We start from the raw sequence: 25,370 nt of genomic DNA on the forward strand, positions 1-25,370 counted from the left end.
TGTCAATTTAGTGCCTCATAAGTATTTATCTCATTTGCCCTTCTTGTGTTACACATTGCACTCGTTTTTTTTTTTTTAAGTATCGGGTGCACCTGCAGATGTAACACATGCATTTCGTCGTCAGCGTCAGATGGTTATAAGAAACAGGAGTAGAGTGTAGTCGGTGTAGCCGGGGGGGGGGGGTCTCCGAAAGTCGCGTCATGAGAGAGTTGAGAAAATTCCTATGGAAGAAGTTTCGCCGACCCCCGACTACACCTCTCTGAAATCAGAACAGTATTTCAAATGGTATAATCCCTCTATCAGGGATAGCTGACGCGCGGGCGAAAACTCCGATTTGGACCGATACTATCCGGTTTTGCGCGAGAATTCGAGTGTACGTTTCGAGTGGTATAATTCCTTATCGTTATCTACACCTATCAATCACCATGACTGTTATAAGTGTGCGGCACCTCCTTCTAAATAGCCGACGACCTACCCAGCGGCGCGTTGCTCGCGGGAGGGCGTCACAACTATTCGAGAATGAAAACGAGGCGAGGGTGGCATTAACACCCTCGCTCAAAACACGACGGTTCGGTGATTGAACCCGACCGCGGGGGCGGTGGCTTCGACCTAATCTACGCGGTGCTGCTATTAAGTCGTTTCGTTACCCCGTCTGTGGTCGTGAGATATTGCGGAGATAACGACACACATGCAAGGATACGAAAATAGCAGGCGAGATAGTGAAACGAATAACCATTCTTTGAGTGAAGAAATGGACGAACAGCAACGTGAATACGGATTATCAAACAGCGAACGCGAATGTGTGGCCCGCCTACTGCCGGCCGACACCCCCGGTCTGGACTGCTACCGGCACGGCAGGGAGGGCGGGCAACAAGCGTGTTTTGAGGAATTCGGCGCGGAGATGTGCATTGGACGGTTACTTCCATGAGTACGACCACTTCCGAGAGCGGTGCAGTCGCGGAGTTGGACACGACCACCGCCCTGACCGCCGAGAGCGAACGTGAGCGCGTGGCCGACCGGCTCCACGAAGCCGGTCTAAGCAACCAGCGGTTCGTGGTCGTTGAAGACGGTACGAAGGTATGCCACAACCACAGTCAGCGTACGCCCGACGACCCACAACTGACGGGTAACTACGGCGTCTATGCTGGCCCCGGCGCGGACGCCGACGACGAGAGCGACGGGTGGCTTGTGGACGTGGACGTTGACGATTACGCCGCCGACGCCGACGCACGCGAAGCACTCGAAGCTATCAACGCACTCCCTGAGACGCTTACCGTCGAGACACCCCACACGGACGGCGAGACGGGCGGCCACCGATTCTACGCCGTGACGGGCGACGTGGTGGCCGCCATGCAGGACGTGACCGGCGGAAAGTCGAACCCCTCGCCCTCGTGGGGCGAGGTTAGGGTTGCCAACCAGTACGTCGTTGGTCCCGGCTCACAACTCGACGGTTGCGACAAAGAAGACTGTGAGACGTGCGCGACGCCCGACGGCGGCCGGTATCGTATCGCCGACGGTGGCGACCGGCCGATAGCTACGATAACCGCCGAGCAGTTGGCCGACGCGCTCCGCGAGGACCCCACCTACGCCGACAAGGACACCGCCGGCACGGACGCTACCGACCCAGCGGAGTACGACGGAACCGGCACCGATGCAGAGACGGTCGCACGAAACCACACGTGGCTGCGGGACTACCTCGCACTCGGCGACGACGACCGCTCGCGGGCGGACTTTCGCGCCTGCTGTCTCATGATTGAGAGCGGCGTCGCCGAAGCCGACGCGCGGGCGTTGCTCAACGGCTCGCCCCACACAAAGGTCCACGAGCGGGGTGAGGGTTATTGGCGTGAGACGTGGCGAAGCGCACTCCGCGCGGCCGACCTCCCGGACACCGGGACCGAGAGCGACGACGACACCGACGACGAAGGTGTGTCGGACGACGCGCCTTTCGAGGAGCGGGTCCGCGCCCGCGTGCTCGACCCCTACGAAAAGTCTGAGGGCGGTATCACCTCCCCGACGGCGATTAACCGCTTCGCGGAGGAACTTGAACGGGAGTGTCACTTTGTCATGCCCGGCGAGCACGTCCGGGGGTGGTACAATGAGCTATATCGCTACAACCCCGAGACGGGCGTGTACGAGCGCGGTGCCGTCGAGCACGTCATGGATGTGGCGGAGCGGACGCTCGGCGACTTTGCAACGAACCACCGGATTCGTGAAATCGTTGCGAAAGTCGAGCGGCGGAACCTCCGGCACGACGGTTTCGAGAGCCACCCCGCCCGGCAGGTTGTGGGCAACGGGATTCTCGACCTGCGCACGCTCGACCTCGCGCCTCACACCCCCGAGGAGTACCACCAACGGCGCATAGCGTGGGATTACCCCGGCCCCGACGCCGAAGCGCCGGTCGCCGACGCGTTCATCCACAGCGTTGTGGGGTCCGACGCGGACGCCGAGACGCTGTATCAGCTCATGGCGCACACGCTCTACGGCGGCTATCCCGACGCGAAACTCGCCATGCTCGTGGGCGACGGCGAGAACGGCAAATCCCTCGTTCTGTGGCTTGTGCGGCGGTTCCTCTCGGCGACCGGCGGCCCGGTGGATGTGGGTGGCCGCGACGGCGAGGACGGCGAGGGCGGTACCACCGACAACGAGAACGTGGCGAACGTGCCGCTCTCACAGTTATCCGACGAGGGCAGTTTCGCGCTCCACCAGTTGAACGGCAAGATGGTGAATATCAACGCCGACCTGTCGAGCGAGGACGTTCAAGAGCAATCCGTCTTGAAGAAAATGACCGGTGACGACCTGATATGGGCGAATGTCAAGAACAGGACGCCTATCGAATTCAAGAACAGGGCGACGGGGCTGTTCGCGGCGAACACGCTCCCCTCGTTCGGCGAGGACAGCCGGGCTGTGTGGAGACGGTGGCTTGTTGTTCAATTCCCGTACACGTTCGTATCGGGAGAGCCGACTGCCCCCGACGAAAAGCGGGTGGAGCGCCGCGACGTACTCAAGGCGCGTATCGGTGCGGAGAGTGAAATGGAGGGGTTACTCGCCCGTGCGGCCCGAGAGGTTCACGACTGGTACAACGACCGCGAGCGCGATTTCTTCACGAACGCGGCGAGTCCCGAGGACGTTCGTGACACCATGCTCCGCGGGAGCGACCCGGTGTATCACTTCGCGCGGGTTGCGCTCGAACCGAACGACGATGGGAGCGGTGAAATTTCGAAGAAGGACGTTCGTAACGCTTTCCGCGAGTTCGTAAAGGCCGAGCGTATATCGACCAATTTGACGGCCGACCCCAAACAGTTCGGGACCGAATTGTTCGCGCTCGAAGACTACCATATCGATAGCGACCGCACGACGATAGAAGGCGAACGCGTGACGACCTACACGGGCATTTCTTTCACCGACCGGGGAGAGCAGTTGCTCGCCGACGACGACGACACGAACGGGGGCGGTGAATGACCAACGACGAACGGGCGGGACCCCGCGGAGACGAGCGCGAGAACACAGACATTCTCGACGCTCTCGAAAGCGTCAATGACGCTCTCGACGCCCTCGACGGGAAAGTTGAGAGCCTACGACGTATGAAAGCGCGCAGGCGCTTCCACGATGAAAACCGGCGCTACACAGAGAACTACGACGAACACAGAGAGCTAACGTAATGGGACTAACAGATAGAGCTTTCGAGCTATTCGGGGCGCGAATTCCACCCGGGCGGAATGGAAAAGTCCCCCGGATAGTGGATGAGAGCACAGGCACAGGCACAGACGCGGAAGTGACGGCGAGCGACGACGCGGGTACGGCTTCGGCAGGGATGCGTCCGCCGAAGCGCCCACCGAACCAATCACAGAACAGCAACAGCGGAAGCAATCAGGACAGCAACACAATGGCAGAAGTTAACACGGAGAAAGTGGCAGAGGAGATAGGCAACGACGCGGATAACGAGTTGGGGCGAATCACGGCGGCAATAGCCGAGGGCGCGGGCTTCTCTCATGAGGCTCTCGACGCGCTTGTGTTCGAGGCGCTCGCCGTCGAGGCGTTCGGCGAGGACGCCGTAAAGCGTGCGCGTCGAACCGTCATCAAAGACTTGCTCGAAAACTACGTGGAGGACCGCGTGGTTGGTGAACTCGAAGCGTCGAGAACGCCCGGCACCGGTGCCGGCATCGGCGGCGCGGTTCTGACCGGCAGCGGCGTACAGACGACTGCCGCGACTGCGGGCGCTCTCGGCGGCGAGGATTTGGACTCGTACGGGACTGGGGTCGAAGGCGACGACGGGCGTGTGAGCGACGTATCGAAGTGGCAACAGCAGCAGGCGCTCGCGGCCGAAGCGCCCACCGACCCACGTCTCGACGCCTACGGGACGGGAACGGAACGCGTCGGTGAGGACGGCACGGAAGTGGACACGGTGGACGCAGACCACGCCGAAGCCTCGGAGCGCGCCCGTCTCAAAGCCAACGCGAAGCTCATTGAGCAGAACGAACGCGAGAGCGCCGGCAGCGACGACCCCGAGGATTATGGCACGGGCGTTGAGAAATCGGGGAGAGGCCGATGAAAGCGGCTCTCGTCCACGACGCCGACCCTACTGAAATCAGCGTGGCTGACTACTACGGTCTCGGCGAGGACGACGACCGGGCTCTCGTCGCCTACGCCCCGTACGTCGGACCGGCACCCGACAACTACGATGTGGTAAAAGATGGCACGGTCCGTAAGCCCGACGAGACGGCCAACGACCCCGCGGACGTGACTCTCGCCACGTATCAGCTTGGCGACCGGCTCCCCGCCGGGAAGGTTACTCTCGCGGAGTTTCAGGCGGGGTACGGGACGCTCGCGCTGATAAATCCCACCTACGGGCAAGTCTCGGTGGGCGGCACCAACATGGCATCACTCTCTCACAGCGACATTGAGAAGATTAACCGCGGCGCTCGCTCGCCGGACCCGGACGCACCCGCCGGCAGCGAAGGCGAATAGGAGTAGGATAGGAGCACGCACACATGACTACGACCACGACCGCGAAAACGACGCTCACGGATGTAACCGGCCGTGAACCGCTCCCCGACGCCGTAGCCGAGCTGATGGAGAGCAGTCGCACGCTCGGCGACCTCGTAGAGCGGGTGTGGCGGCTGTTGCCCGCCGCTGACCGGGACGGGACACCGCCCGAGCGAGGCGTATCTGTGCGGTCGCTAATGGCCCTCACGGGAGAGAACCGCCGACGCATCGAGAATGGCGTGCTCTCCCGACTTCGACAGGCGGGCGTGGTCGAGCGTCAGCTTACCCACACCCGGGGGGTACGAGTTGCGTACTACCGGACTGACACTGTGGACCCGTTGTTCGCCGACGCGCGTCGAGAGTGCGAGCGTGAGCGCGCCACGTCGCCGACTTACCTCCTGCCCTCACCGCGCAGGGTTCGGCCCGGCGGCCCCTCGATTGAGGACCCCTTCGCGGTGGACCCCGACGGTCTCGCCTTTGGCGGCGCAGGAGGCGACTGACGCCATGCCCGTGGAAGTTAAGTGTGCATGGTGCGACGGCGCTTTCGAGGTCGAACCAGCGCGTGCCGAGCGGAGTGAGAACCACTTCTGCGACCACGAGTGTATGGCGAATTTCCAGTCGAAAACTGTCATGACGTTTTGCGTCGAGTGCTTCAAGCTTGCTTACGTTCCATCGAGGATGGCGAAACAGGATGGCGGCTACGTTTGCGAGCCGTGTCGCGGTCTTGGCGACTGATACCCACTTTCGGTCTTCCCCCAATTGGGGGACGGCCGAGCAGTTGGTGAACGCTTTTACCCTTACTTTTGGCCGCCGAAGCCTCACTTCCACCTTCGTTGTGCGTTACCCGCCGCATCGCTGTTCGAACCACCTCTGACAAACTGTTTCAATTTCGTAGAGGGTTTTTCACCGTTCCGAGACACAGATTTGTCGGTTTTATGCGCGCGTTAAGCCTTCGGTTTCAATCCCGTAGTGGGTTTTCACCGTCTCGAGACCCCTCTATGCAACGGCATAGCACATAGTACTTTCGGTTCCAATCCCGTAGTGGGTTTTCACCGTCCCGAGACACGGCATACTGATGCTGGGTTTCGCCATCTCAGTAGGTTTCAATCCCGTAGTGGGTTTTCACCGTCCCGAGACATCGTGACTGTGTCGTCCGCGACGTTACGCTCGGTCGTTTCAATCCCGTAGTGGGTTTTCACCGTCCCGAGACGTTCCGACGGGTCGCAGTAAGCCACGCCACGCCCCGTTTCAATCCCGTAGTGGGTTTTCACCGTCCCGAGACAGGGGGTCAAGAGCCAAGGATAGTCCTCTAAATCGATTTTCAAGCCGTGAATATCTCTCACTCTTTCGTGGACCTCCGCTATACAGCTCGTTTAAATGGGTCCATGATTCGCGGACCGATTACTTCGTACTGTATTGAAACGATTTCTTTTTGCGTTCTTCGGGAGTTTGGTGGAACTCCCTGTAATACGCTGGGATACCCGCTCGTGGCTCGAAGCGTTCGCTCCGTTCGCGTGCCGAAGCGACCACAGGTGTATAATTTCCGAGGCCGCGTCGGTCGCATGACGACGACCTGTGCCTCAACCCTGTTCGTCTGCTACTGGCGTGGGCCGCTGGTTGTCAATACCAGTCTTTTCGTCGTGTGGCTGTGTAGACAGCCAGCTATCTCGGCGGGGTCTCGTGGGGTGAAAGGTCCTTCCCCGTGCATTCAAGCCAGAGACGCCCAGCCGAGCCTAACGACGGGCGGGCTTTCGGTCAGGTAACATCAACCCGACCTACGCAGTGAAACGACTGCGTCCCGGGGAGCGACATATAGCCACTCCCGGTTGTCACAATCAACGAGGGGTCAACATATAACTATTTGCACGCCCTGTAGTCAGAACATGGAAATCTCCGCTTCTACCGAAGCAATGGGGCTACTCTACCGCTCTGCAGTAATAGAACACCGTAATAGGCAGGAGCTGTGGTGATGGCGCAGTCGCCACTAACGGATTTTGTGGACCCGGCGGCAACTCATACTGAATCAATCAACCGAACAGTGGTTGCCCCACTCGAACTCAGTAACCGAAAGCGTGAACGGTTGGAAAGAGCCGTCAAGCAATGGCAGGCGATTGCTGGGCGGATGGCAGACCTAATGCCGTCATTCGATTCTCGACTGTGGCGTCCGCAACAGACGACACTTTGGCGGACTGTGAAAGAAGAATTCCCAGACCACTCGCTCAAAGCACATACCGCATATGAGGCGGCGTTTAAAGTTGCTGAGGCATTTGGGTCATGGGACTCGAATGGGAGACCCTCAGACAACCATCCGGGCCGACCGTTCGGTCGTGGGTCGTATATCCGATTCGACCACAGCAGCGTTGAGCTTGTCGAGAACGACCGTGGATACGGCGTGAAACTCGGTCTCGAACCGCGGAAACCAGAATGGTTCCATCTCCCCACAGGCGACTATCAGCGCGAATACTTCGACCGGGTTACTGATGGAGACGCTGAGACGGCAAGCGCAGAAGTGCACCTCTCTAGTGATGGTGCGACACTCCATCTCGTCGTGAAAGAAGATGTAGAGGTGTACGATGCAACTGATGTACCGCGATTCGTCGGCGTAGATATTGGAGAGACCGTACTATATGCCGCCGCAGTAACAGAGGTACTCAATTCACCGTCAGTCGAAGCCGTCGAAATGCAGCCCGGACGGGAATTCCGACACTACCGCGACCGACTCAACGAAAAGAGGAAGCGATTGGGTGAGAAAGGCGACCTCCGTGGAGTACGCGAATGTCGCGGCGACAGAGAGCGGTATACAGAGCAGGTGACGGACGAGGCGTCACGAGCCATCGTTGACCTCGCACAGTCGTACGCGCCTTGTGGTATTGCGCTCGAAAATCTCACGGGCTACCGACAGACAGCTGAGGACGCTATTCACGACTGGCCGTTTGCACTCATGCAAAAGAAAATCGCATACAAAGCAACGGGCGCTGGCATCCCGGTTGAAAGCATCAATGCAGCCGGAACGAGCACCACCTGTCGAAAGTGTGGCCAGACCGACGCAGCAGCGCGAGACGGGTCAGACTTTGCCTGTCACCGGTGTGGGTACGAAATCCATGCCGACGTGAACGCTGCTATCAACATTGCTCAACGAGCCGCGGAATAGCGCCGCGCTCGTGGAATGGTTGGCTTCATACGGCCGGCCGCCACGGTGGGTGACTATCCGACGCGCTGGATGTAACGGGCGAGACGGTACGCGCCACTCGATAAAGGCCGCGAGGCCCGCGGGGTCGAACGTAAAGAGGTCGGCACACGGGCGGCCATGTGCTGACCCGTGGACGAATAGGCCGGTTGCGTGGGTATTAATGGTACACACTTGGGGCTTATCCATACGGATAGCGCGCCTGCGTGCCACAGTCACAGGTTATCACCACGTGACCGTCCTGCGTGCGCACCCGACAGTTCCGGCCCGGCAGGAGGTAGCCATCGCAGGCGTCGCACGTGAACCGTCTGAACGTTCGCGGAAGCGGTCGGCGATTGCGCTCGGCGACCCGGCGGGCGAGCCTGACGCACTCGCGGGCACGGTCGGCGTCGCCCTCACGCGCCGCTTGGCGGGCGAGTGCGTGCAGACGGTCGATGCGTTCGTCGGCGAGCGTCATGACCGGGTTCTGCCGGCGATTCTTTGCCGAGCGGTATGCGTTTTGCCTTCCGATTCGGTGGACTTTTTCGACCTGCCTGTGCGCTTTCGGTGTGCGCGCGCTCAACTACCTCGAACTCGAAGGGCCGCTCCAGCGCAGCGGCTGGGCCAGCGCCGCCGCCCAGCAGCGCAAAGCGCTCGCCGACACCGACATCGACGTCATCACGTCGCCGTGGCGCGGCGGTGATCTCCCATCGGGCGCGCGCTCGCTCGCGGCCGGCGACGGCGTGTTTCGGGACTTCGATCTCGCTCACTGCAACGCGCCCGGTCCCGGCAGTCTGGCGGTCGCCCGGCACGCGCGAAAGGAGGGAATCCCGCTCGTACTCCATGCCCACATGACCGCCGAGGACTTCGGCGAGTCGTTCCGATTTTCCTCGCGGGTCGCACCGCTGCTCAAACGCTACCTCCGGTGGTTCTACTCGCAGGCCGACCTCGTGCTCTGTCCGAGTCAATATACCAAGGACCTGCTCGAAGCCTATCCCGTCACTGCACCCATCAGAACCATCACCAATGGCGTGGATTTCGACTCGCTCGCTGGTCACGAAAGTCTCCGCGAGGAGTACCGCGAGCGCTACGACCTCGACGGGATGGTCGTCTTCGCGCTCGGCAGCGTCTTCGAGCGCAAGGGTCTCACCGATTTCTGCCGGCTCGCCGAAACGACCAACTACGATTTCGCGTGGTTTGGGACCTACGACACCGGGCCACACGCCTCGCCTGTAGTGAAAAAATGGACCGAGAATCCTCCGGCAAACCTCACCTTCACGGGGTGGGTCGAGGACAAACGCGGTGCGTTCGGCGCGGGCGACGTGTTCTGTTTTCCGACGAAGGTCGAAAATCAGGGTATCGTCGTGCTGGAGGCGATGGCCTGCGGGAAGGCAGTCATTGTCCGCGACATTCCGGTGTTCGAGGAGTTCTTCACTCACGGCGAGGACTGCCTGAAATGCAGCAGTCGGGCCGAATTCCGCGAAGCGCTCGACCGACTGTCGGAAAACCCGAGCCTGCGCGAACGACTGGGCCAGGGTGCACGCGAAACCGCCGCCGAGCACAGTCTGGAGCGCGTCGGCGAGGAACTTTCGCGGGTCTACCGCGAAGTCACAACGGCTTAATCCTCCCTGCCGGAATCACGGACGATGCCGCCACACGTCGCCGCCTTCACCGACACCTACCTGCCGACGGTAAACGGCGTCACCTACACCATCCGGACGTGGCGCGAGCGCTGGCAGGACAGGGACGGACGGATGGACGTCGTCTATCCGGGTGCCGACGAGTACAACCCCGAGGCCGGCGAAAATCCCGTAAGAAGTCTCCCGTTTCCGTTCTACGAGGACTTCCGCATCGGCGCGCCGTCGATACCCGATGCGGTCGGCGAGGCCGACATCGTCCACGCCCACACGCCGTTCGGACTCGGTCTCGGTGGCCTGCGCCTCGCGCGCGACCTCGACCGCCCGCTGGTCGCCTCTTATCACACTCCAACCTCCGAGTACGCCGGCTACCTCGCCGAGGGCTGGCTGCTCGATGCGGTCGCACGGGTTGGCAAAACCTACGAGCGCTGGTTTCTCGGCCGCGCCGATCACGTCATCGCGCCGAGCGAGACCGCCCGCGCGGCGCTCGTGAGCCGGGGCGTGGGTCCCGTCTCGGTCGTGCCGAACGGCGTCGACATCGATAGATTCGCCCCGGTCGGTTCCTCGGACTTCCGCGCTCGCTACGACCTGCCCGAGGAGGGCACGAAACCGCTCGTCGGCTACACCGGCCGGCACGGCTTCGAGAAACGACTCACCGACCTCGTGCGAGCGGCCGAGGGGATGGACGCCACGTTCGTCCTCGGCGGGGACGGTCCCGCGCGCAAGACCCTTCAGGAGGAGGCCGCCGAGCGGGATGCCGACATTCGATTCCTCGGCTTTCTCGACCGCGAAGAGTTGTCCGAGTTCTATTCGGCGCTCGACGCCTTCGCCTTCCCGAGCCCGGTGGAAACCCAAGGATTGGTCGCGTTGGAGGCGATGGCCTGTGGCACACCCGTCGTCGGGGTCGACAGCGGCGCGCTCACGGAGACCATCGATGACGGCGAGACGGGCTATCACTACGACCCGGGCGACATCGCGGGCTTCCGTAATTCGCTCGACCGCACGCTCGCAGAGCGCGACTCCCTCACCGAGACCTGTCGGGCGCGCCGGGAGGCGATGAGCGTCGAGCACTCGGTCGACGCGCTCGCCGCGGTCTACGATACCGTACTGTGAATCAGGCCGCGTCGGTGCCGAGCTGGTCGTAGGCACGAGCGATGGCGATCCAGACGAAGACGCTGCCGAGACCGCTCACGACCGCGAGCACGAGCGGGCCGACGACGGCGACCGAGGCGACCACGTCGGCGACGATATTTCCGAGCACCTGGAGGAGGGCGTTCACGACCACGAGCGCGAGCAAGAGTGCGGCGACCCGCAGCGGCGAGCGTCGCAGCACGCGAAAACTCCTGCGGAAGGCCGTGAGGACGTCGTCGTCCTCGACGGCGACGAACGCCGGGGCGAAAAACGACGCCGCCAACAGCGCGACGAGGAGGACGAGCCAGAGGAGTAGGCCCACCAGACCGAGCACGACTGCGAAGAGCGCGCCGGCTGCGAGCGCGAGCGCCAGCACGACGGAGACGCCGAGCAGGTTCGCCACGCCGTATCCCACCCGGTGGGTGAGGTGTTCGCGCTCGACGATGCCCCACTGGCCGGCGAACACGCGAATCGTCACGAGCGTGAGGTAGATGCCGACGAGCGCCACGACGAAGCTCGCGAGCAGCGACAGCGCGTTCCCGGTGACGACGAACGGGAACCCACCGCCGCCGCCGGCACCGACGACGCCGGGCGTGGTCCGGACGAACTGGCCGGGAACGAGCGCCGCGAGCGCCTGGACGACGGCGAGCGCCACCAGCACGAGCAACGCGGGCCCCGTCGCCAGCCGTCTGAGCGACTGACGGATGACCGTGAGAACGCTGAATGCCATACTCAATCGGATTCGAGCGTCGTTCCTGTGCCTTGCGGTTCGTGCTCAGTCGTACTCGTAGAACCCTCGACCACTCTTCTTGCCCAAATCGCCCGCTTCGACCTTTCGTTTCAGCAGATAGGCCGGCGTGTAGCGGTCGCCGAGTTCCTCGTGGAGGGTCTGCGTGGCGTCGAGACAGATGTCGAGGCCGATGTGGTCGGCGAGTTCGAGGGGCCCCATCGGGACGTTCGTCCCGAGTTTCATTCCCCTATCGATGTCGTCTTTCGCTGCGACACCCTCGTCGAACGCCCTGATGCCCTCGTTGATCCACGGCATCAGGATGCGATTCGAGACGAAGCCCGGCTTGTCGTCCGATTCCCACGTCTCCTTGCCCAACTCTTCGGCGAAATCGTGGGCGAGCGCGGTGACATCGTCGTCGGTGTGCTCGCCGACGACCAACTCCACACCCTTCATCACAGGGACGGGATTCATGAAATGCAGGCCCACGACGAGTTCGGGGCGTTCGGTGGCGCTCGCGATCGAGGTCACCGAGAGGGTGCTGGTGTTGGTCGCCAGCACCACGTCCTCGGGCACCGCTTCATCGAGGTCGGCGAAGATGTCTTGTTTGATATCCATGTTCTCGACGGCCGCCTCGACGACGAAATCGCAGTCCGCGAGGTCTGTGAGGTCGGTGGTTCCAGTGACCCGCTCGCGGGCCGCCGTGGATTCCTCCCCGGTGAGTTTCTCGCTGTCGACGAGTCGGCTCAAACTCCCCTCGATGGAATCGAGGCCGCTCTCGACGAACTCCTCCTCGATGTCGCGCATCACGACGTCGTAGCCCGCGGTCGCGGCGACCTGTGCGATGCCGTTGCCCATCGTGCCAGCGCCGACGACGCCCACTCGTTCGATGGAATCGAGTTCGCGCATACCGGCGACTCGCGGCGCGGTGGCGTAAGCCTACTGGATGGCCGTGAGGGCAGGATGGCGCGGGCGAGGTGGCGAACCGACTCAGCCCGCGAGCAGGCGGTCGAACGCCTCGACCATCGCCGCGACGCTCGCGCGGGTGATGTCGATGTCGCTCGCGGCGACCGATACTGACCTCCCATCCCGACTCATCTCGATTTCGACCGTGACCACGGCGTCGGTGCCTCCAGTAATAGCATCCACGTGATAGGATTCGAGCGTCGCATCCCCTCGGGAACCGAGCGCCTCCCGGACGGCCGCCACGGCGGCGTCGACCGGGCCGCTCCCCGTGCCGCTGGCGGTGCGCTCGTCGCCATCGACGCGGAGTCTGACGCTCGCGGCCGGCGTGTCGCTGCCGCCCGCGGTCGTGAGATCGACGAGTTCGACCCGCCGCTCACGCTCGCGGCCCTGCACCGTTTCGGCGAGCGCGAGCACGTCCGCGTCGGTCACGCGCTTGCCCCGGTCGCCGAGGTCCGTCACCTGCTCGGTGATTTCGGCGAGTTCGTCGTCAGTCGTCGTAACATCGTGTTCTGCGAGCGCCGCCTCGACACCCGCGCGCCCGGCGTGTTTGCCGAGCGCGAGCCGGCGCTCGCGGCCCACCCGTTCTGGTGGGTAGGGTTCGTACATCGCGTCGTCCTTCAACTGCCCGTCGGTGTGGATGCCCGACTCGTGGGTGAAGGCATTCTCTCCCACCACGGCTTTGTTCGGCGCGAGCGCTATTCCTGTGGAATCGGCGACGGTCCGCGCGAGGTCGTAGAGACCTGTGGTGTCGACAGTTTCGACGCCGTAGCCCTCGGCGAGGGCGATGGCGACCTCTTCGAGCGCGACGTTGCCCGCGCGCTCGCCGATGCCGTTGACGGTCGCATGAACGAGGTCCGCATCCGCCCGGATGGACGCGAGCGCGTTCGCCACCGCCATGCCCAGATCGTCGTGGGTGTGGGTGCTCGTCGGTCCCAATGCGGCGAGTTGGGCGACCACTTTTCCTGTGTGCTCGGGCGTCGCGTAGCCGACGGTATCGCAGTAACAGATCCGGTCCGCGCCGGCGTCGATGGCCGCGCCCATCAGCTCGGTGAGGAACGCGGGGTCGGCACGGGAGCCGTCCTCGCCGAGCACCTCGACCCAGAGCCCGTGCTCGCGGGCGTACTCGACCAACTCGACGGTGGTCTCGACGACGCCGCCGGGCGTGGTGCCGACCTTGCCCTCGATGTGGCGCTCGCTGGCGGGCACGACGAGATTGATGCCATCCACACCGCAATCGAGCGCGAGGTCGATGTCGCGCTCGATACCGCGACAGAAACTCGTCACCCGCGCGTCGAGGTTCTCCCCCGCGACCCGCGAGATGGTCTCGCGCTCGCCCGCGCCGGTGCAGGCGCTGCCGGCCTCGATCGTCGAGACACCGGCCCCGTCGAGTTTGCGGGCGATGCCGACTTTCTCGTCGGACGAGAGCGACACGCCGGGGGCTTGTTCGCCGTCGCGGAGCGTCGTGTCGAGAAACTGTACCTCAGCGTCGGACAGCGGAGTGGTTTCGGGGGAGCCCCCGAATAAAACGTTCACCGGTCATGATAGCCATTCACAGCGCCGCGCGGGAGGTATTTAAAACGGTGCGTTCCGACAGATGTTGCGGTCCGCTTTTTCGATTTTGAGCGGTGGCGCGCCCACGCTCGTGTGCGAGCAACAGCGAGGACCGAGCGCGAACACTGCGCGAGGGATGAGCATCGCGAACGGAGTGAGCGGAGCGAATCGGTTGGGGAGGCATGTGGGCTGCTGCGGTTCTCGCTTGAGTCAGTAATTGCCCCGAACGAGTCGGCTGCCGCCACTAATTAGTGCGAATAATCGAACACGAACAGTCGTCCTGAGTCCGTAGCCGTTAGCGGGATTCGTTGGCGCAGTTTTTGAAGGAGTGGCATTGACATCACTCCGGAACGACGGTCCGGTATGAAGAAGACGCCCGCCGGCAGCTCGGTCGGCGTCGAGGACCCTTACCAGTTCGTCGAGCGGTGCGACCATCTCACCGACGACGGACGGTGTCGGTACGCGCTCGAACACGACCATCACGATCCCGCGTTCGCCCGCGAGCGCCGCGCCGACGAGTTCCGGTGCCCAGTGGTCACCGACGCCGGTCCCGACTGGGACTGGCCCGACTGTCCTCACTTCCGCGCGCGAAACCGCTCCCGGGAGTGCGTTCGCTGTGGGCTCGACGAGCGCCGGCAGGCTCACTCCGACGGGCGGCCGCTGCTCGAAGAACATCACCTCTCGTACGCCGACGACGAGCACACGAGCCACGAGATCACCGTCTTCCTCTGCCGGTGGTGTCACGCCAAGATTCACGGGTCGTGGGCGCGCATCGCGGACGACGCCAGCCCCGATGCCGAGGCGCTCGCCGCGCGCGAGGGCCGGCGGAGCCGCGAACGCGCCGAACTCGATTTCGCGTCGGCCGCCGAACGCCGCACGGACGAGGACTGTAACTGCTCGCGTTCCGAGGGGCTTTAGCCGGTTCGTCGCCACAATCCGCCAATGACCGAAATCGTCGTCGTCGACAACGGCGGCCAGTTCACCCATCTGGAGGGTCGTGCACTGGACGACATCGGCGTCGAGACTCGGACTGTGGAGAACACCATGCCCCCCGAGGACATCGACGCCGACGGGGTGGTGCTCTCGGGTGGGCCGGCCATCGACGAGCGCGGGTGCTCTGGCGAGTACCTCGACATGGATATTCCTGTGCTGGGCATCTGCCTCGGGATGCAGATCATCGCCGCCGAACTCGGCGGGACCGTCGGTGCGGGCGAATACGGGGGCTACGCCGACGTAGTGGTAGAAATCGACGACGAGACGGACCCGCTCGTGGGATCGCTCGCGCCCGAAACGCGGGTCTGGGCGAGCCACGCCGATCAGGTGACGGCGCTGCCCGACGGCTTCGCCCGCACGGCCACGAGCGACGTCTGCGAGATCGAGGCGATGAGCGACGCCGAACGGGGCCTGTATGGGGTGCAGTGGCATCCCGAAGTCGCCCACACCGAACGCGGAGAAGAGGTATTCGGGAACTTCCGGGCGATCTGTGAGAACGACGAATGAGGGATATTTAACCGCGCTCGGGTGGTGTAGCCCACAATGACGACCACGCAGGGCGACCTCGCGGCCCTCTCGCGGTACGTCTTCCGCGCGCCGCAGTGGTACGCGAGCCTCGGCTTTGCCCTGCTCATCGCGGCCGTCGCCGGCGTCGCCGCTTTCGACTCGCGGTTCGTCCTCGAAGACGCCTGGCAGGGCGTCTTCTTCATCGGGGTGCCCACGATCGCCGCGAGCGTGCTCACCCCGCCCGTCGACCGCCGACTGGGGGGGCAGCTCACGCCGAATCGCGCCTCGCTGCTCGCGCTCGTCAGCGAGATCATCCTCGTCGCCTTCCTCGTCGGCGCGGGCGCGCTCGCCGTGCTCACGCCGCTCGGCCAGCGGTTCGTCTTCGACGTCCTGACCGTGGGGCTGGCCTCGGTGTTCGCGCTGCGACTGCTCGTGGTACTCGCCGTCTCTCGGAAATCCCTGTTCGTCGCGGCGATTCCGGCGAGCGTTCAAACTGGGGCGGTCGCGCTGCTGGTGTTCGTCTACAGCGGCGCGATGCGTTTCGTCGAGGTCGGTGGGCCGCTCGTGCGCTCGTTTCTCTCCCGACCGAACCGCGGGCCGGCGGAGTTCGTCGCCGTCGAACCGCTGAATTTCGCGCTGCTCGTCTTCCTCTGTCTGCTCTACGCCGGTGGTGTCTGGGCGTTCGTGACCGTCATCGACCGCCCGTGGCGGCGGAGCCTCGGTGTGAGCGTGCTCGATTTCCTCAGGGGATTCATCGGGCACATCGCCGAGGGCACGCGAGAAATCGAGGAGTTCTTCGAGACGCTCGGCGAGGAGGCGCTCGTCCCCGTCACCGTGCTCGCCGCGCGCCGGCCCGACGGCTCCGAGAAGGCACGGTTCGTCCTGCCGATGATTCATCCCGGCCCGATGGGCGAGATCGGTGGCGGCGACCTCCCAAAACGCGTCGCCGAGAGTACCGACGGGCTGGGATTCCCGCCGCACGCGACCGCCGGCCACGACTTCAACCTCGTCTCCGAGCGCGAGGTCGATACCGTCCTCGACGCCGTCGCGCGGGCGAGCGAGGGCATCGAGTACGGAAGGAGAGGGTCGGCGAGCCGGCGGGCCACAGTGGGGGAAGCCACGGTCACGGGCCACGCCATCGGCGACGGTGCGCTGCTCGTGGCGACCTACGCGCCGAACTTCGCCGACGACATCGACTACTCGGTGGGGCTGTCGGCGGCCGCCGAGGCGCGCGCACACGGACTGAGTGAGGCGATGGTCGTCGACGCACACAACTCGAACAACGGGCTGGAGGGGCCGGATCTGGGCCACGTCGTCCCGGGCAGCCAGCGCTCGTTCGACCTCATCGAGGCCGTCGGCGAGGTGGCCGACGCGCTCGCGGATGCGCCGCGCGAACCGCTCGAACTCGGCGTCGCGTGGGACGAGACGCCGTGGACGCCCGCGGAGGGAATCGGGCCCCTCGGCATTCGGGTCGCGGTGTTCGCCGCCGGCGACGAGACGACCGCCTACGTGCTCGTCGACGGCAACAACATGGAACCCGGCCTGCGCGAGGCCATCGTCGGCCGGCTCGATAGCGTCGACACCGCCGAGGTGATGACGAGCGACACCCACGTCGTGAACACGCTCGAATCCACGAATCAAGTCGGGGACGCCATCCCCCACAACGAACTCGTCGCCCACATCGAGACGCTGGTCGAGCGGGCGCTCGCCGACTGCGAACCCGTCGAGACGGGGATGGCGACCGAGCGCGCTCGTGTCACGGTCTTCGGCAACGACCGGACCGAGACGCTCGCCAGCCACGCCAACGCGATGGTGGCGATGGGCGGCGCGCTCGCCGGTGCGGTCGTCCTCGCGCTGTTCGCGGTCAGCGTGCTCGTCTTCTCCTTCACCTGAACGTTTTTACTGCGGGGGGTCGCGCTCGCTCCGCTCGCGCGCTCAACCCCTTGCAAAAACGTTCATCAAAAATTCCCGCTCACTCGCGTTGCTCGTTCGTGGTGCGACTGCTGGCGCGTTCCGCACCGTTCCGTATCCGCACCGCAACCGCTCCGCCGAAGCCCTCGCACCCCTCCGGGGCGCTCGCCCTTCATCCGCCGAGGGAACCACACCGCAACCGCGTGGCCGCGACCGCGCCGCCACAGCACCGCCACCGCGGCCGGCAGGTGCGACCCACAACCAGAAGAGCACCGAGCGCGTCAATCGAGCCGTGAGCGACGAGTACGTGCTCGAAATCAAACCCTCGGCGCGGCGGCACAGTCGAACCGCCGGCGAGTGGGTCCACGAGCGTGGCCCGCGGCGAGTCTTCGAATCGAAGGCGCTCGCACGCGAGTGGGCTAGCGAGCGCCGGGTGCGGGTGTGGGTGCAGGACGCCGCTCCGCACGACGCGAGTAGGGTCGACGGCTATCTCGTCGGCGGACAGCGGGCGAGCGGCGCTCGGCGGATGGGTCGCCAGTCCTCGCTGTGAGGCGAGCGCGACGCTTTTGCCCGCAGGGACCGAGAGTGCGGTATGAGCGAGTCCGAGGGAGCGGGAAAACTGGACCGCAAGCGCGTGGCGCTCGTCATGGTGCCACTGCTCGCGCTCGGCCTCGCGGACGTCACGCTCATCGTGCTCTGGGGCGTCAACCCGCTGCTGGGACTGGCCGTCCTCCCGCCCATCCTCTTCGTGACCGTACTCGGCTGGGTCGCCCTCAGCGGTGGACTGGTCGAGGGCCGGCTCGACGATTCCGACGACACGGCGTGAGCCGTTGCTCGACGACGAGCAATCGGAGAAGCGCCGGGGGTGAGATTTGAACTCACGAGTCCGTGAGGACAGTTGCTTTCGAGGCAACCGCCTTGGCCAGGCTAGGCTACCCCGGCTTCACCGACCGTTCGCCCGAGACCACTTTATCGGTTTCGGTCGCCACCGCCACCCATAAGCGCCTCGACACACCGAAAAAATCATGGACGTCGACGCGGCCCACGACGAGATCGGGGGCGTGCTGGATGCCCTCGACAGAACGGTGATCGCCGAGCGCTCGCTGCTCGAAACGGTTCTCCTGGGCGTGCTCGCGCGCGGGCACGTGCTCATCGAGGACGTTCCGGGAACTGGAAAGACGCTCATCGCCCGCAGCGTCGCCCGTGCGCTCGGACTCACCTTCTCGCGCGTGCAGTTCACGCCCGATCTCCTGCCCGCCGACGTGACCGGCACGCACGTCTACGACGAGAGCACCGGGGAGTTCGCGTTCTCGCAGGGACCGGTCTTCGCGAACGTGGTGCTCGCCGACGAAATCAACCGTGCACCACCCAAAACGCAGGCCGCCCTCCTGGAGGCGATGGAGGAGCGACAGGTCACCATCGACGGCGAGACCCACGCCCTGCCCAACCCTTTCTTCGTCATCGCCACCCAGAACCCCGTCGAGATGGCGGGCACCTTCGAACTGCCCGAGGCACAGGTCGACCGCTTTCTCGTCGAAACGGCGATCGGCTATCCCGACGAAAGTGGGGAAGTCGAACTGCTCAGGCGGCGCGCCGAGCGAGACGAGCGCAGTCCCCGCACTGAAGAAGTGCTCTCGGCCGAGCGGGTGCGTGCGTTGCAGGCGGTCCCCGAATCGGTGCGCGTCGAAGAAGACCTCCTTTCCTACATGACCGCCGTCGCGCGGGCGACCCGCGAGCGCTCGGCCTGTGCGGTCGGTGTCTCGCCACGGGGAACTCAACGCTTGTTTGAGGCCGCCCGCGCCCGCGCGGTGCTGTCGGGACGTTCGTTCGTCACGCCGGAGGACGTCAAACGCATCGCGCCGGCGGTGTTGGCCCATCGACTGGTGCTCACGCCGGATGCCGCCGTCGAGGACGTCGAAAAGGAATCGATAATCGAGGGCGTGCTCGACGAGGTGCGGGTACCGACGGTCTGATATCCCCGGACGGACCTCCGTGAGTCGTCGGAAGTAGCTCCTCTATTTGACTCGTTTCGATGGTGAGCGATGAGGGACCCGGTCCACCGCGAGCTACTCCTCGTCTTGGAGTTTGAGATAGACCGCGAAGCCGATCATCGTCGGCGGCCACAGACCGATGAACATCCCGCGCTGCTGGTTGTCGCGGATGTAGTATTCGTACAGTGCGAGCGCCACGGAGCCGAGTGCGCCGAAAGCGAGGTACGGCGCACCGGATTCCTCGGGCATCTGTTCTGATTGTGCCATTGCATACCCACTCGTATCGCCGACGACATACGTCCCCGGGAAGACCCGGTTCGTTCCGGCTGGCACAGGTTAATACGGGTTCGGGACTAGACAAATAGGAGTGTGGCGGGCGTATCTTCCACGACTGATCGTCGTATTCCAATAGTCATCGAATCGCATGAAAAGCCCGTCTCGGGTTCGGATTCGGCGGCTCGAACGAACGGCGGTTCGTCGGCGACCTGTGGGGCAGTCAGGGTCGCAGCGCGAGGACCAGCACCACTGCACCGCAGAGCAGGGCGATGGGCACGAGCGCCGGCCCGCCGCCGGCCAGCCGATAGACGACCAGTCCGACACCGGCACCGAGCAGCGCCAGCGCACCGCTCGCCCCCGCATGAAGGAGTTCCGCTCGTCGCGTCTCGGCCTCCTTCCCTACCGTCTCGCCGAGACCGATGGCGAACTCGGCGACGTCCCACGCGACGATCGCGGCGGCGGTCGCCGTCAGGAGGAACAGGGGCCCTGTACCCGCGAGACCGGCCAGTAGCGTCCCGGAGAAGAGTCCGGTGCTCCCGAGCGTGACGGCTGCCCGCGAGGCTGAGCGAAGTCCGAACCCCAGAGCCACTACCCCGAGCGCGCCGACCGCAAAGGCTGGTCCCGAGACGGCGAGCGCGAGCGCGCCGAGAGCCGCGACACCGACTGCGAGGGCCGCGCTCAGTCGCGGCGGCGCGTCGTCGATGGCCGGAGCGCTCATCGCGAGCCTCCCGAACGCGCGAGCGCGGTCGCGAGCGGTTCGTCGCCCCAGTCGACGACCGGAATCCCGGCCCCGCGCAGCGTCGAGAGCCTGACCGACCGCTCGGCCCGAGCCACCCGCTGGCCCGGCGTCCCCTCGCCCGTAGGGTCGGGACTGAGGACGCTCACGCGGTGGCCCCCGGCGTCGAGCCGTTGGAGGAGGGTTGCGATGTAGTCGTCACACAGCGGCGAGCAGACCACCAACTGGGCGTCCGACGGCAGCCGCCGGCGCAACCGCCGCACCCGCACCGACGGGAAGAACGGTTCGTCGGGCGGTGTCGGCGCGAGCGCCGGATGGGTGGCGAGCAGTTCGCGGGCGCGAGCGCGGTGGGTCGCCCCGACGCCCGGCCCGAGCCAACACTCTTCGGGCGCGAGCGCGGCGATTCCCATCGGGTTCTCCTCCCCTGTGAGCGCGGGATAGAGCGCCCCGGCCGCGCCGACGCTTCGCTCGACGGCGCTGTCGTGGTCCTCGCTCGGCGCGCGATAGGCCTCCTCGCGCGAATCGACGACCAGTACGACCGCGGCGGCGCGCTCCTCGCGGAAATCCACAGTGGAAAGGTCGCCGGTCTTGGCCTTCCGGTTCCAGTCGATGCGCGAGAGCGGGTCGCCCGGACGGTACTCGCGGGTGGTGTGGAAGGCGACGCCGCTACCACCGATGTCGGTGAGCACACGCCCGGGCTGGCCGATGGTCTGGTTGCGGAGCGCGATCCCCATGGAAGTGTCGAGCGCCGGCACGCAGGTGATCGACGTCTCGCCCGTCGCCCGGACTCGCGTTCGGCGCTCGGCCGTCCCGCTCGTGTCGCGGGCGACGACGAGCGCTGGTTCGAAGGCGTGTCTGCCGCGGGCGGCGGCCACCTCGTAGGACAGCGTCGCGGTCTCGCCGGGCCTGAGCGCGGTCGCCAGCCGCGGTGACCCCGAGGCGACGGCGAGTGCCGGCGGCACACCGTCGATGACCCGGAGGTCGGTGAGTGCGCGCTCGCCGGCGTTCTCGATCTTCACTGTTACCGCCACGTCCTTTCCGGGCGCTGGGTCGGCGTCGCTCACCGACCGCTCGACGTCGAGTTCGACCGGCGGCGGGCGTGCGGCGCGCGCGAACGCGGCGAAGGCGACACCGATACACCCGACGAGGACGAGTCCGGCGTTGCCCGCGAGGATGCCGACCGCACCCCCAACGAGTGCGAGCGCGCTCACCCCTCGCCACCGCCCCGTTCGACGCACCCGGTCGTCGTCCGCGCCGGGTTCGCCCGTTCGCGCGGCGCTCATCGCTCGCGCTCCCGGGTTGCAATGTCCGCGAGCGCGTCGGCCGCGTGGCGTGCCCGCCGCCGACCGTTCGGTTCGGCACTGAACGCCGTGCGGAGGCGTTCTTCGAGCGGGACGTCCGATGCGCGCGCCTCGGCGAAAAACGCCGCCGCGTAGGGGTCGTCGGTCCACGTGCCCGCGGCGAGCGCCTCGCGGGCGTCGCTCTCGCCGTCACCCTTCCGCACCAGCACGGCGACGGCGAGTTCGTCAAGCCGGTCGCGCACCGCGCGGCGCTCGCGTGCGCCCCGCATCCGATCGCCCGACGCGAGCGCGGCGAGTTGCTCGTCGAATCCCGCGCCCGGCGTCGGGGTCGCTCGCTTCGTCTCCGGGGTCGGTAGGTCGGGGTCGTCGCCGTCGGCTCGGAACCGTGCGTGGACGGCCACGCCACCGCCGGCCAGCGCGATCAGTCCGACGGCGGTGAGCAGCGCGGGTGTCGTCTCGACGCCGTCGGCCAGCGCCGGCGCGACGGCGACTGCCAGCCCCCAGCAGACGAGTGCGACCCCGCCCGCGACGGCGAGCCAGCGCGCGCGGCTCATGGCTCCTCCGCGTACTCGGTCTCGATGCGTCGCAGCGCGGCCGCGGCGCGCGCCTCGCGCTCATCGGTGCTGCCGTGCCCGCCGTAGCGCACGGTCCGAAAGAGGTCGGTGAGTTCGGCGACGTCCTCGCGGGCCATGCCGGCGTCGGCCGCCGCGCGGGCGAACTCGCCGGGCGTCTGCGTGGCGGGGTTCGCCACGTCGAGTCGGTCGGTCATCTCCTGCCACGCGCGGTACACCTCGTTGTCGACGCTTCTTCCATCTGTGATGCGGTCGGCCGCCCGTCCGGCCGCCTGGCTCACCTCCGTCATCCGTGTGGCTCCGTCCGGTTCCGACTCGCTCTCCGACGGTGTGTCCTCGTCATCCGATCGGAATACCGCCGCAAGCCCCACGAGGAGCACCGCACCGACCACGAGCGCGACCAGCGGGAGGTTGGTCGCAACGGGCTGGAGGGCGGTGTCGGCGGCCCCGCCCGCGCCGCCACCCGGTACCGCCGGCGTTGCCCGCCCAATCGTCCCGTTCGCACCTCTGGTATTGTTGCTGCCGGAGAACGAACGGATGACGTAATAGAACACGATGGAGAGAGCCCCGAGAGCCGCGACGACCACCGCGACGTTCCGGAGGTCACGGAATCCGATCTCGTCGCGCTGGAGATAGAGCGCGACGAGAAAGCCCACGACGAGCACGGCGATGAGCAGCTGGAAGAATATCTTCGGGGGACCGCCACCGAACGTGGGCGGGTCGGCCGGCTGGCCGAGGCTGAACGTGCTCCCCTCGCCGAAGAGACCACCGCTTCCGCCGCCGGAGCCGCCGCCCGTGCCCGTGGTCCGCGTCGGCGCGTCGATGGCGGCCGCCCCGACGGCGATGGCGAGCACGGTCACGATGGCGAGCGCGAGCACGCCGAGCGCGTCGCGGTTCACGGGCGGACTGCCGGGACGAGTGTGCATGAGTGTTGTCCCGCGATCGGTACGACGACGCCGACCGTGATCACGGCACGAACTGTGCGTTCGGTCTTTCGTCGGTGGAGAGCGGTGCAGCCGGTGGGAAAATCCCAGTCCGTGGGTTCGTCCCGGACGATGCGTATAGCCTGTGATGGCTCCTAGAAACCCCGTCGGTCCGCCGTGACGGCGGACGTGTGACAGGAACCTACAATGAACCGACGCATTCTCCAAGCGGTGTTGCTGTGTATCGTGGTCGTCCTCGCGGGCTGTACGAGCTTCGGCGGTCTCGGCGGACCGGGCGAGGACAGCGAGGCTGCGGCCTCGACGCCGGGTGATGGGACAAGCGGCGACGTGAGTGACGATTCGAGCGCTGCTGCGGACACGGGTGATGATGCGTCGAGTGGCGACGGCGCGGACGGGGCGAGTGACTCGTCCGGCGACGATGCGGCCGGCGGTGCGAACGGCGCATCGAGCAGCGCCGCGCTGGACGCCGAGGAGGAGTGGTTCAACCTCTCGAAACCCGGTCGCTACGTCTTCGACATCGAGTCGGCCGAGGAGGGCACCGGACGCATGGCCTTCGAGACGACGGAGATCGCCGACGGACGGGCGAAGGTGAGCGTCGAGTACGAACTCGGCGACGAATCGTTCGATTCGACCGTGACCGGCCCGGTCGGCGAGGTCGAGAGCCAGCTCGTGACCTCGCCCGCGTACGCGTACCTGCTCGCCATCCAGCTCGGCGGCATCGGTGCCGGCGCGGTCGGCGGCGAGGACCTCTCGGTCGGCGACGAGTTCTCCCAGCAATCCGCCGAGGGATCACTGCGCATCGCGGTCGTCGGCACCGACAACTACGCCGGTGTCGAATGTTACACCGTCGAGACGCGCGTCAACGGCACGCTCAGTCAGGAGGTCTGCACTCAGCAGGCGTTTACCAGTGCCCCGTACGTCGCCATCTACGACGAGAACGGCGATCTCTCAGAGCGGGTCGAACTCGTCGAGTACCGGCGCGGATAGCGCCCGATTTCGGCTTTCAACGGACGCCGCTGTTGGGACCGCTCAGGCGCGGTCCGACTCTTCGGCTTCGTCGAGCGCTTCGAGGTCGCGTTCCGCGTTGTACTCGTTTTGCGCCCCTGCTTCACCGGTGAGCTCGCCGTGCAGCGCCTCGCGGATCTCCTCGGGAGTGTCGTACTCGTCGTCCAACCGGTCGAAGACGCTGCCCATCGACTCGGTCTCGTTTGGCATGTCGATTGGCTGGTCTGCGTACTCGGTGGCGAGTTCCTCGCTTTGCACGGGATACTTCCGGTCGCGCACGTCCGTCTCGACCTCGTCGAGGATGCTCTCGACGTGTTCGGCGCGGTCGTGCTGACGCTCGCGTGCGCGGTCGGTGTCACGTTCGTCGCCGGGCATACGCCCCGTATGACACGCGGACGAAAAAGTATGTCACCGGCAGTTGCAACCCGGCTGGAACGTCTGCGGTCGGCGCGCTCGCGCTCGTGTACGAACGAAGTGAGCATCGAGCGCGAATCGGCGTACGAGGTCTGCACGAGTGCAAGCGAGTGCAGGTTCGTCAGAACTGCGTTCTGACGGTGGATGAGCGAGCGAGCACCGCGAGCGGGGCGAATCGGCTGGGGAGGGAGTGGCCCGTGAGTGCGGCGCGGAAAGCGTCAACGATTGTACCGCGAACGAGCCGTCAGCGAGTGAGTGGGCCGACGACCGACCGAAGCGAGGCGCTTTGCGCCTCGGATGTCGAGCGGCGAAGCCGCGAGACGAGGGAGAGATGAGGCTTTTGATCCAGATTTTGCGAGCGAAGGAGCGACCGCAGGGAGCGATTGAGTGTAGCAAAAGGTGGGAACGTCCGCCCTCCCCGAATTGAACGGGGGACAAGCCGATCTACAGTCGGCTGCTCTACCAGGCTGAGCTAAGGGCGGGCATTCACGAGTAATCCGACTGTCGGACTTAACGGTTGCCATTCGTCCGCCGTCCGACGGCCGGGAAGATTGAAGTG

27 protein-coding genes and 2 tRNA genes are annotated in these 25,370 nt (G+C 65.4%); 17 read left to right on the plus strand and 12 right to left on the minus strand.

Translation table 11 applies throughout. The features are described from left to right. Positions 1-924: 924 nt before the first annotated feature. The 6 genes from ACP97_RS00730 (at position 925) to ACP97_RS18720 (ending at position 8,134) form a co-directional block, all read left to right on the plus strand. Positions 925-3,459: a DUF5906 domain-containing protein gene (locus tag ACP97_RS00730; RefSeq protein ID WP_049995940.1), complete on the plus strand. Its 2,535-nt coding sequence runs from the start codon at positions 925-927 to the stop codon at positions 3,457-3,459. Then, positions 3,456-3,659 (plus strand): hypothetical protein, encoded by a 204-nt coding sequence (locus tag ACP97_RS00735; protein ID WP_049995941.1) that lies wholly within the window; start codon positions 3,456-3,458, stop codon positions 3,657-3,659. Before ACP97_RS00730 ends, ACP97_RS00735 begins: the two co-directional genes overlap by 4 nt. Before the next feature lie 224 nt (positions 3,660-3,883). Next, positions 3,884-4,549, plus strand: coding sequence for a hypothetical protein (locus ACP97_RS00740; RefSeq protein ID WP_154019869.1), 666 nt, complete (start codon positions 3,884-3,886; stop codon positions 4,547-4,549). Next, positions 4,546-4,965 (plus strand): hypothetical protein, encoded by a 420-nt coding sequence (locus tag ACP97_RS00745; RefSeq protein ID WP_049995943.1) that lies wholly within the window; start codon positions 4,546-4,548, stop codon positions 4,963-4,965. The genes ACP97_RS00740 and ACP97_RS00745 overlap by 4 nt, the downstream gene beginning before the upstream one ends. Before the next feature lie 23 nt (positions 4,966-4,988). Continuing rightward, positions 4,989-5,483 (plus strand): hypothetical protein, encoded by a 495-nt coding sequence (locus ACP97_RS00750; RefSeq protein ID WP_049995944.1) that lies wholly within the window; start codon positions 4,989-4,991, stop codon positions 5,481-5,483. A 1,691-nt stretch (positions 5,484-7,174) separates the two neighbouring features. Then, positions 7,175-8,134, plus strand: a complete 960-nt coding sequence (locus tag ACP97_RS18720) for an RNA-guided endonuclease InsQ/TnpB family protein (RefSeq protein ID WP_161782607.1) — start codon at positions 7,175-7,177, stop codon at positions 8,132-8,134. Between the two features lie 217 nt (positions 8,135-8,351). On the opposite strand, the gene ACP97_RS00765 is transcribed toward ACP97_RS18720, so the two are convergent. Beyond that, the gene (locus ACP97_RS00765; protein WP_049995947.1) at positions 8,352-8,627 is read right to left on the minus strand and encodes a ribonuclease P protein component 4; all 276 of its coding nucleotides are present in this window, start codon (positions 8,625-8,627) and stop codon (positions 8,352-8,354) included. Between the two features lie 91 nt (positions 8,628-8,718). On the opposite strand from ACP97_RS00765, the gene ACP97_RS00770 reads away from it, so the two are divergent. Continuing rightward, a complete protein-coding gene (locus ACP97_RS00770; protein WP_049995948.1) occupies positions 8,719-9,771 on the plus strand; it encodes a glycosyltransferase family 4 protein in 1,053 nt (350 codons plus the stop codon). Positions 9,772-9,795: 24 nt separating this feature from the next. After that, complete coding sequence (locus ACP97_RS00775; RefSeq protein ID WP_049995949.1) at positions 9,796-10,899, plus strand: glycosyltransferase; 1,104 nt, start codon at positions 9,796-9,798, stop codon at positions 10,897-10,899. A gap of 1 nt (position 10,900) precedes the next feature. Here ACP97_RS00775 and ACP97_RS00780 read toward each other — a convergent pair whose 3' ends face one another. The 3 genes from ACP97_RS00780 to ACP97_RS00790 all read right to left on the minus strand — a co-directional run bounded on the left by ACP97_RS00780 (position 10,901) and on the right by ACP97_RS00790 (position 14,143). Beyond that, on the minus strand, positions 10,901-11,647 hold the full coding sequence (locus tag ACP97_RS00780; RefSeq protein ID WP_049995950.1) for a hypothetical protein: 747 nt from the start codon (positions 11,645-11,647) through the stop codon (positions 10,901-10,903). Positions 11,648-11,692: 45 nt separating this feature from the next. Continuing rightward, complete coding sequence (locus ACP97_RS00785) at positions 11,693-12,553, minus strand: 3-hydroxyacyl-CoA dehydrogenase family protein (RefSeq protein WP_049995951.1); 861 nt, start codon at positions 12,551-12,553, stop codon at positions 11,693-11,695. A gap of 81 nt (positions 12,554-12,634) precedes the next feature. Next, the gene (locus ACP97_RS00790) at positions 12,635-14,143 is read right to left on the minus strand and encodes an alpha-isopropylmalate synthase regulatory domain-containing protein (RefSeq protein WP_049995952.1); all 1,509 of its coding nucleotides are present in this window, start codon (positions 14,141-14,143) and stop codon (positions 12,635-12,637) included. Between the two features lie 381 nt (positions 14,144-14,524). Between ACP97_RS00790 and ACP97_RS00795 the strand changes: the two genes are divergently transcribed. From ACP97_RS00795 to ACP97_RS00815, 5 genes are all read left to right on the plus strand, one after another. Beyond that, complete coding sequence (locus tag ACP97_RS00795; protein WP_049995953.1) at positions 14,525-15,079, plus strand: DUF7097 family protein; 555 nt, start codon at positions 14,525-14,527, stop codon at positions 15,077-15,079. Between the two features lie 24 nt (positions 15,080-15,103). Next, positions 15,104-15,661, plus strand: coding sequence for a GMP synthase subunit A (locus ACP97_RS00800; RefSeq protein ID WP_049995954.1), 558 nt, complete (start codon positions 15,104-15,106; stop codon positions 15,659-15,661). Positions 15,662-15,697: 36 nt separating this feature from the next. Then, positions 15,698-17,554 carry a DUF2070 family protein gene (locus ACP97_RS00805; protein WP_049995955.1) on the plus strand — a complete coding sequence of 619 codons (1,857 nt, stop codon included), beginning with the start codon at positions 15,698-15,700 and terminating at the stop codon, positions 17,552-17,554. 88 nt (positions 17,555-17,642) lie between these two features. Next, positions 17,643-18,122, plus strand: a complete 480-nt coding sequence (locus ACP97_RS21125; RefSeq protein WP_336884746.1) for a hypothetical protein — start codon at positions 17,643-17,645, stop codon at positions 18,120-18,122. A gap of 42 nt (positions 18,123-18,164) precedes the next feature. Further along, the gene (locus ACP97_RS00815; protein ID WP_049995956.1) at positions 18,165-18,398 is read left to right on the plus strand and encodes a hypothetical protein; all 234 of its coding nucleotides are present in this window, start codon (positions 18,165-18,167) and stop codon (positions 18,396-18,398) included. A 31-nt stretch (positions 18,399-18,429) separates the two neighbouring features. Here the strand turns inward: ACP97_RS00815 and ACP97_RS00820 are convergent. After that, positions 18,430-18,514 (minus strand) — tRNA-Ser (locus ACP97_RS00820). A gap of 83 nt (positions 18,515-18,597) precedes the next feature. Between ACP97_RS00820 and ACP97_RS00825 the strand changes: the two genes are divergently transcribed. Then, the gene (locus ACP97_RS00825) at positions 18,598-19,545 is read left to right on the plus strand and encodes an AAA family ATPase (RefSeq protein WP_049995957.1); all 948 of its coding nucleotides are present in this window, start codon (positions 18,598-18,600) and stop codon (positions 19,543-19,545) included. A 93-nt stretch (positions 19,546-19,638) separates the two neighbouring features. Here the strand turns inward: ACP97_RS00825 and ACP97_RS00830 are convergent, their stop codons facing one another. The 5 genes from ACP97_RS00830 to ACP97_RS00850 form a co-directional block, all read right to left on the minus strand. Continuing rightward, positions 19,639-19,830 (minus strand): hypothetical protein, encoded by a 192-nt coding sequence (locus ACP97_RS00830; protein ID WP_049995981.1) that lies wholly within the window; start codon positions 19,828-19,830, stop codon positions 19,639-19,641. Between the two features lie 229 nt (positions 19,831-20,059). Next, the gene (locus tag ACP97_RS00835; RefSeq protein ID WP_049995958.1) at positions 20,060-20,557 is read right to left on the minus strand and encodes a DUF7519 family protein; all 498 of its coding nucleotides are present in this window, start codon (positions 20,555-20,557) and stop codon (positions 20,060-20,062) included. Beyond that, a complete protein-coding gene (locus ACP97_RS00840; protein WP_049995959.1) occupies positions 20,554-21,858 on the minus strand; it encodes a DUF58 domain-containing protein in 1,305 nt (434 codons plus the stop codon). The genes ACP97_RS00835 and ACP97_RS00840 overlap by 4 nt, the downstream gene beginning before the upstream one ends. Continuing rightward, positions 21,855-22,430, minus strand: coding sequence for a DUF7269 family protein (locus tag ACP97_RS00845; RefSeq protein ID WP_049995960.1), 576 nt, complete (start codon positions 22,428-22,430; stop codon positions 21,855-21,857). The genes ACP97_RS00840 and ACP97_RS00845 overlap by 4 nt, the downstream gene beginning before the upstream one ends. Further along, complete coding sequence (locus ACP97_RS00850; RefSeq protein ID WP_237561044.1) at positions 22,427-23,374, minus strand: DUF4129 domain-containing protein; 948 nt, start codon at positions 23,372-23,374, stop codon at positions 22,427-22,429. The genes ACP97_RS00845 and ACP97_RS00850 overlap by 4 nt, the downstream gene beginning before the upstream one ends. A gap of 2 nt (positions 23,375-23,376) precedes the next feature. Here ACP97_RS00850 and ACP97_RS19510 point away from each other — a divergent pair, with 2 nt between their 5' ends. Continuing rightward, positions 23,377-23,520 (plus strand): hypothetical protein, encoded by a 144-nt coding sequence (locus ACP97_RS19510; RefSeq protein WP_154019870.1) that lies wholly within the window; start codon positions 23,377-23,379, stop codon positions 23,518-23,520. Positions 23,521-23,578: 58 nt separating this feature from the next. Further along, positions 23,579-24,379 (plus strand): LptM family lipoprotein, encoded by an 801-nt coding sequence (locus ACP97_RS00855; protein WP_049995961.1) that lies wholly within the window; start codon positions 23,579-23,581, stop codon positions 24,377-24,379. A 42-nt stretch (positions 24,380-24,421) separates the two neighbouring features. Here the strand turns inward: ACP97_RS00855 and ACP97_RS00860 are convergent, their stop codons facing one another. After that, complete coding sequence (locus tag ACP97_RS00860; protein WP_049995962.1) at positions 24,422-24,772, minus strand: DUF5789 family protein; 351 nt, start codon at positions 24,770-24,772, stop codon at positions 24,422-24,424. Positions 24,773-24,802: 30 nt separating this feature from the next. Between ACP97_RS00860 and ACP97_RS19515 the strand changes: the two genes are divergently transcribed. Continuing rightward, positions 24,803-24,949 carry a hypothetical protein gene (locus ACP97_RS19515; RefSeq protein WP_154019871.1) on the plus strand — a complete coding sequence of 49 codons (147 nt, stop codon included), beginning with the start codon at positions 24,803-24,805 and terminating at the stop codon, positions 24,947-24,949. 270 nt (positions 24,950-25,219) lie between these two features. Here ACP97_RS19515 and ACP97_RS00865 read toward each other — a convergent pair. After that, a tRNA-Tyr gene (locus tag ACP97_RS00865) sits at positions 25,220-25,293 on the minus strand. Between the last annotated feature and the right edge of the window lie 77 nt (positions 25,294-25,370).

Source organism: Halococcus sediminicola (genome assembly GCF_000755245.1).
In the GTDB taxonomy this organism is placed as follows: Archaea; Halobacteriota; Halobacteria; order Halobacteriales; family Halococcaceae; genus Halococcus; species Halococcus sediminicola.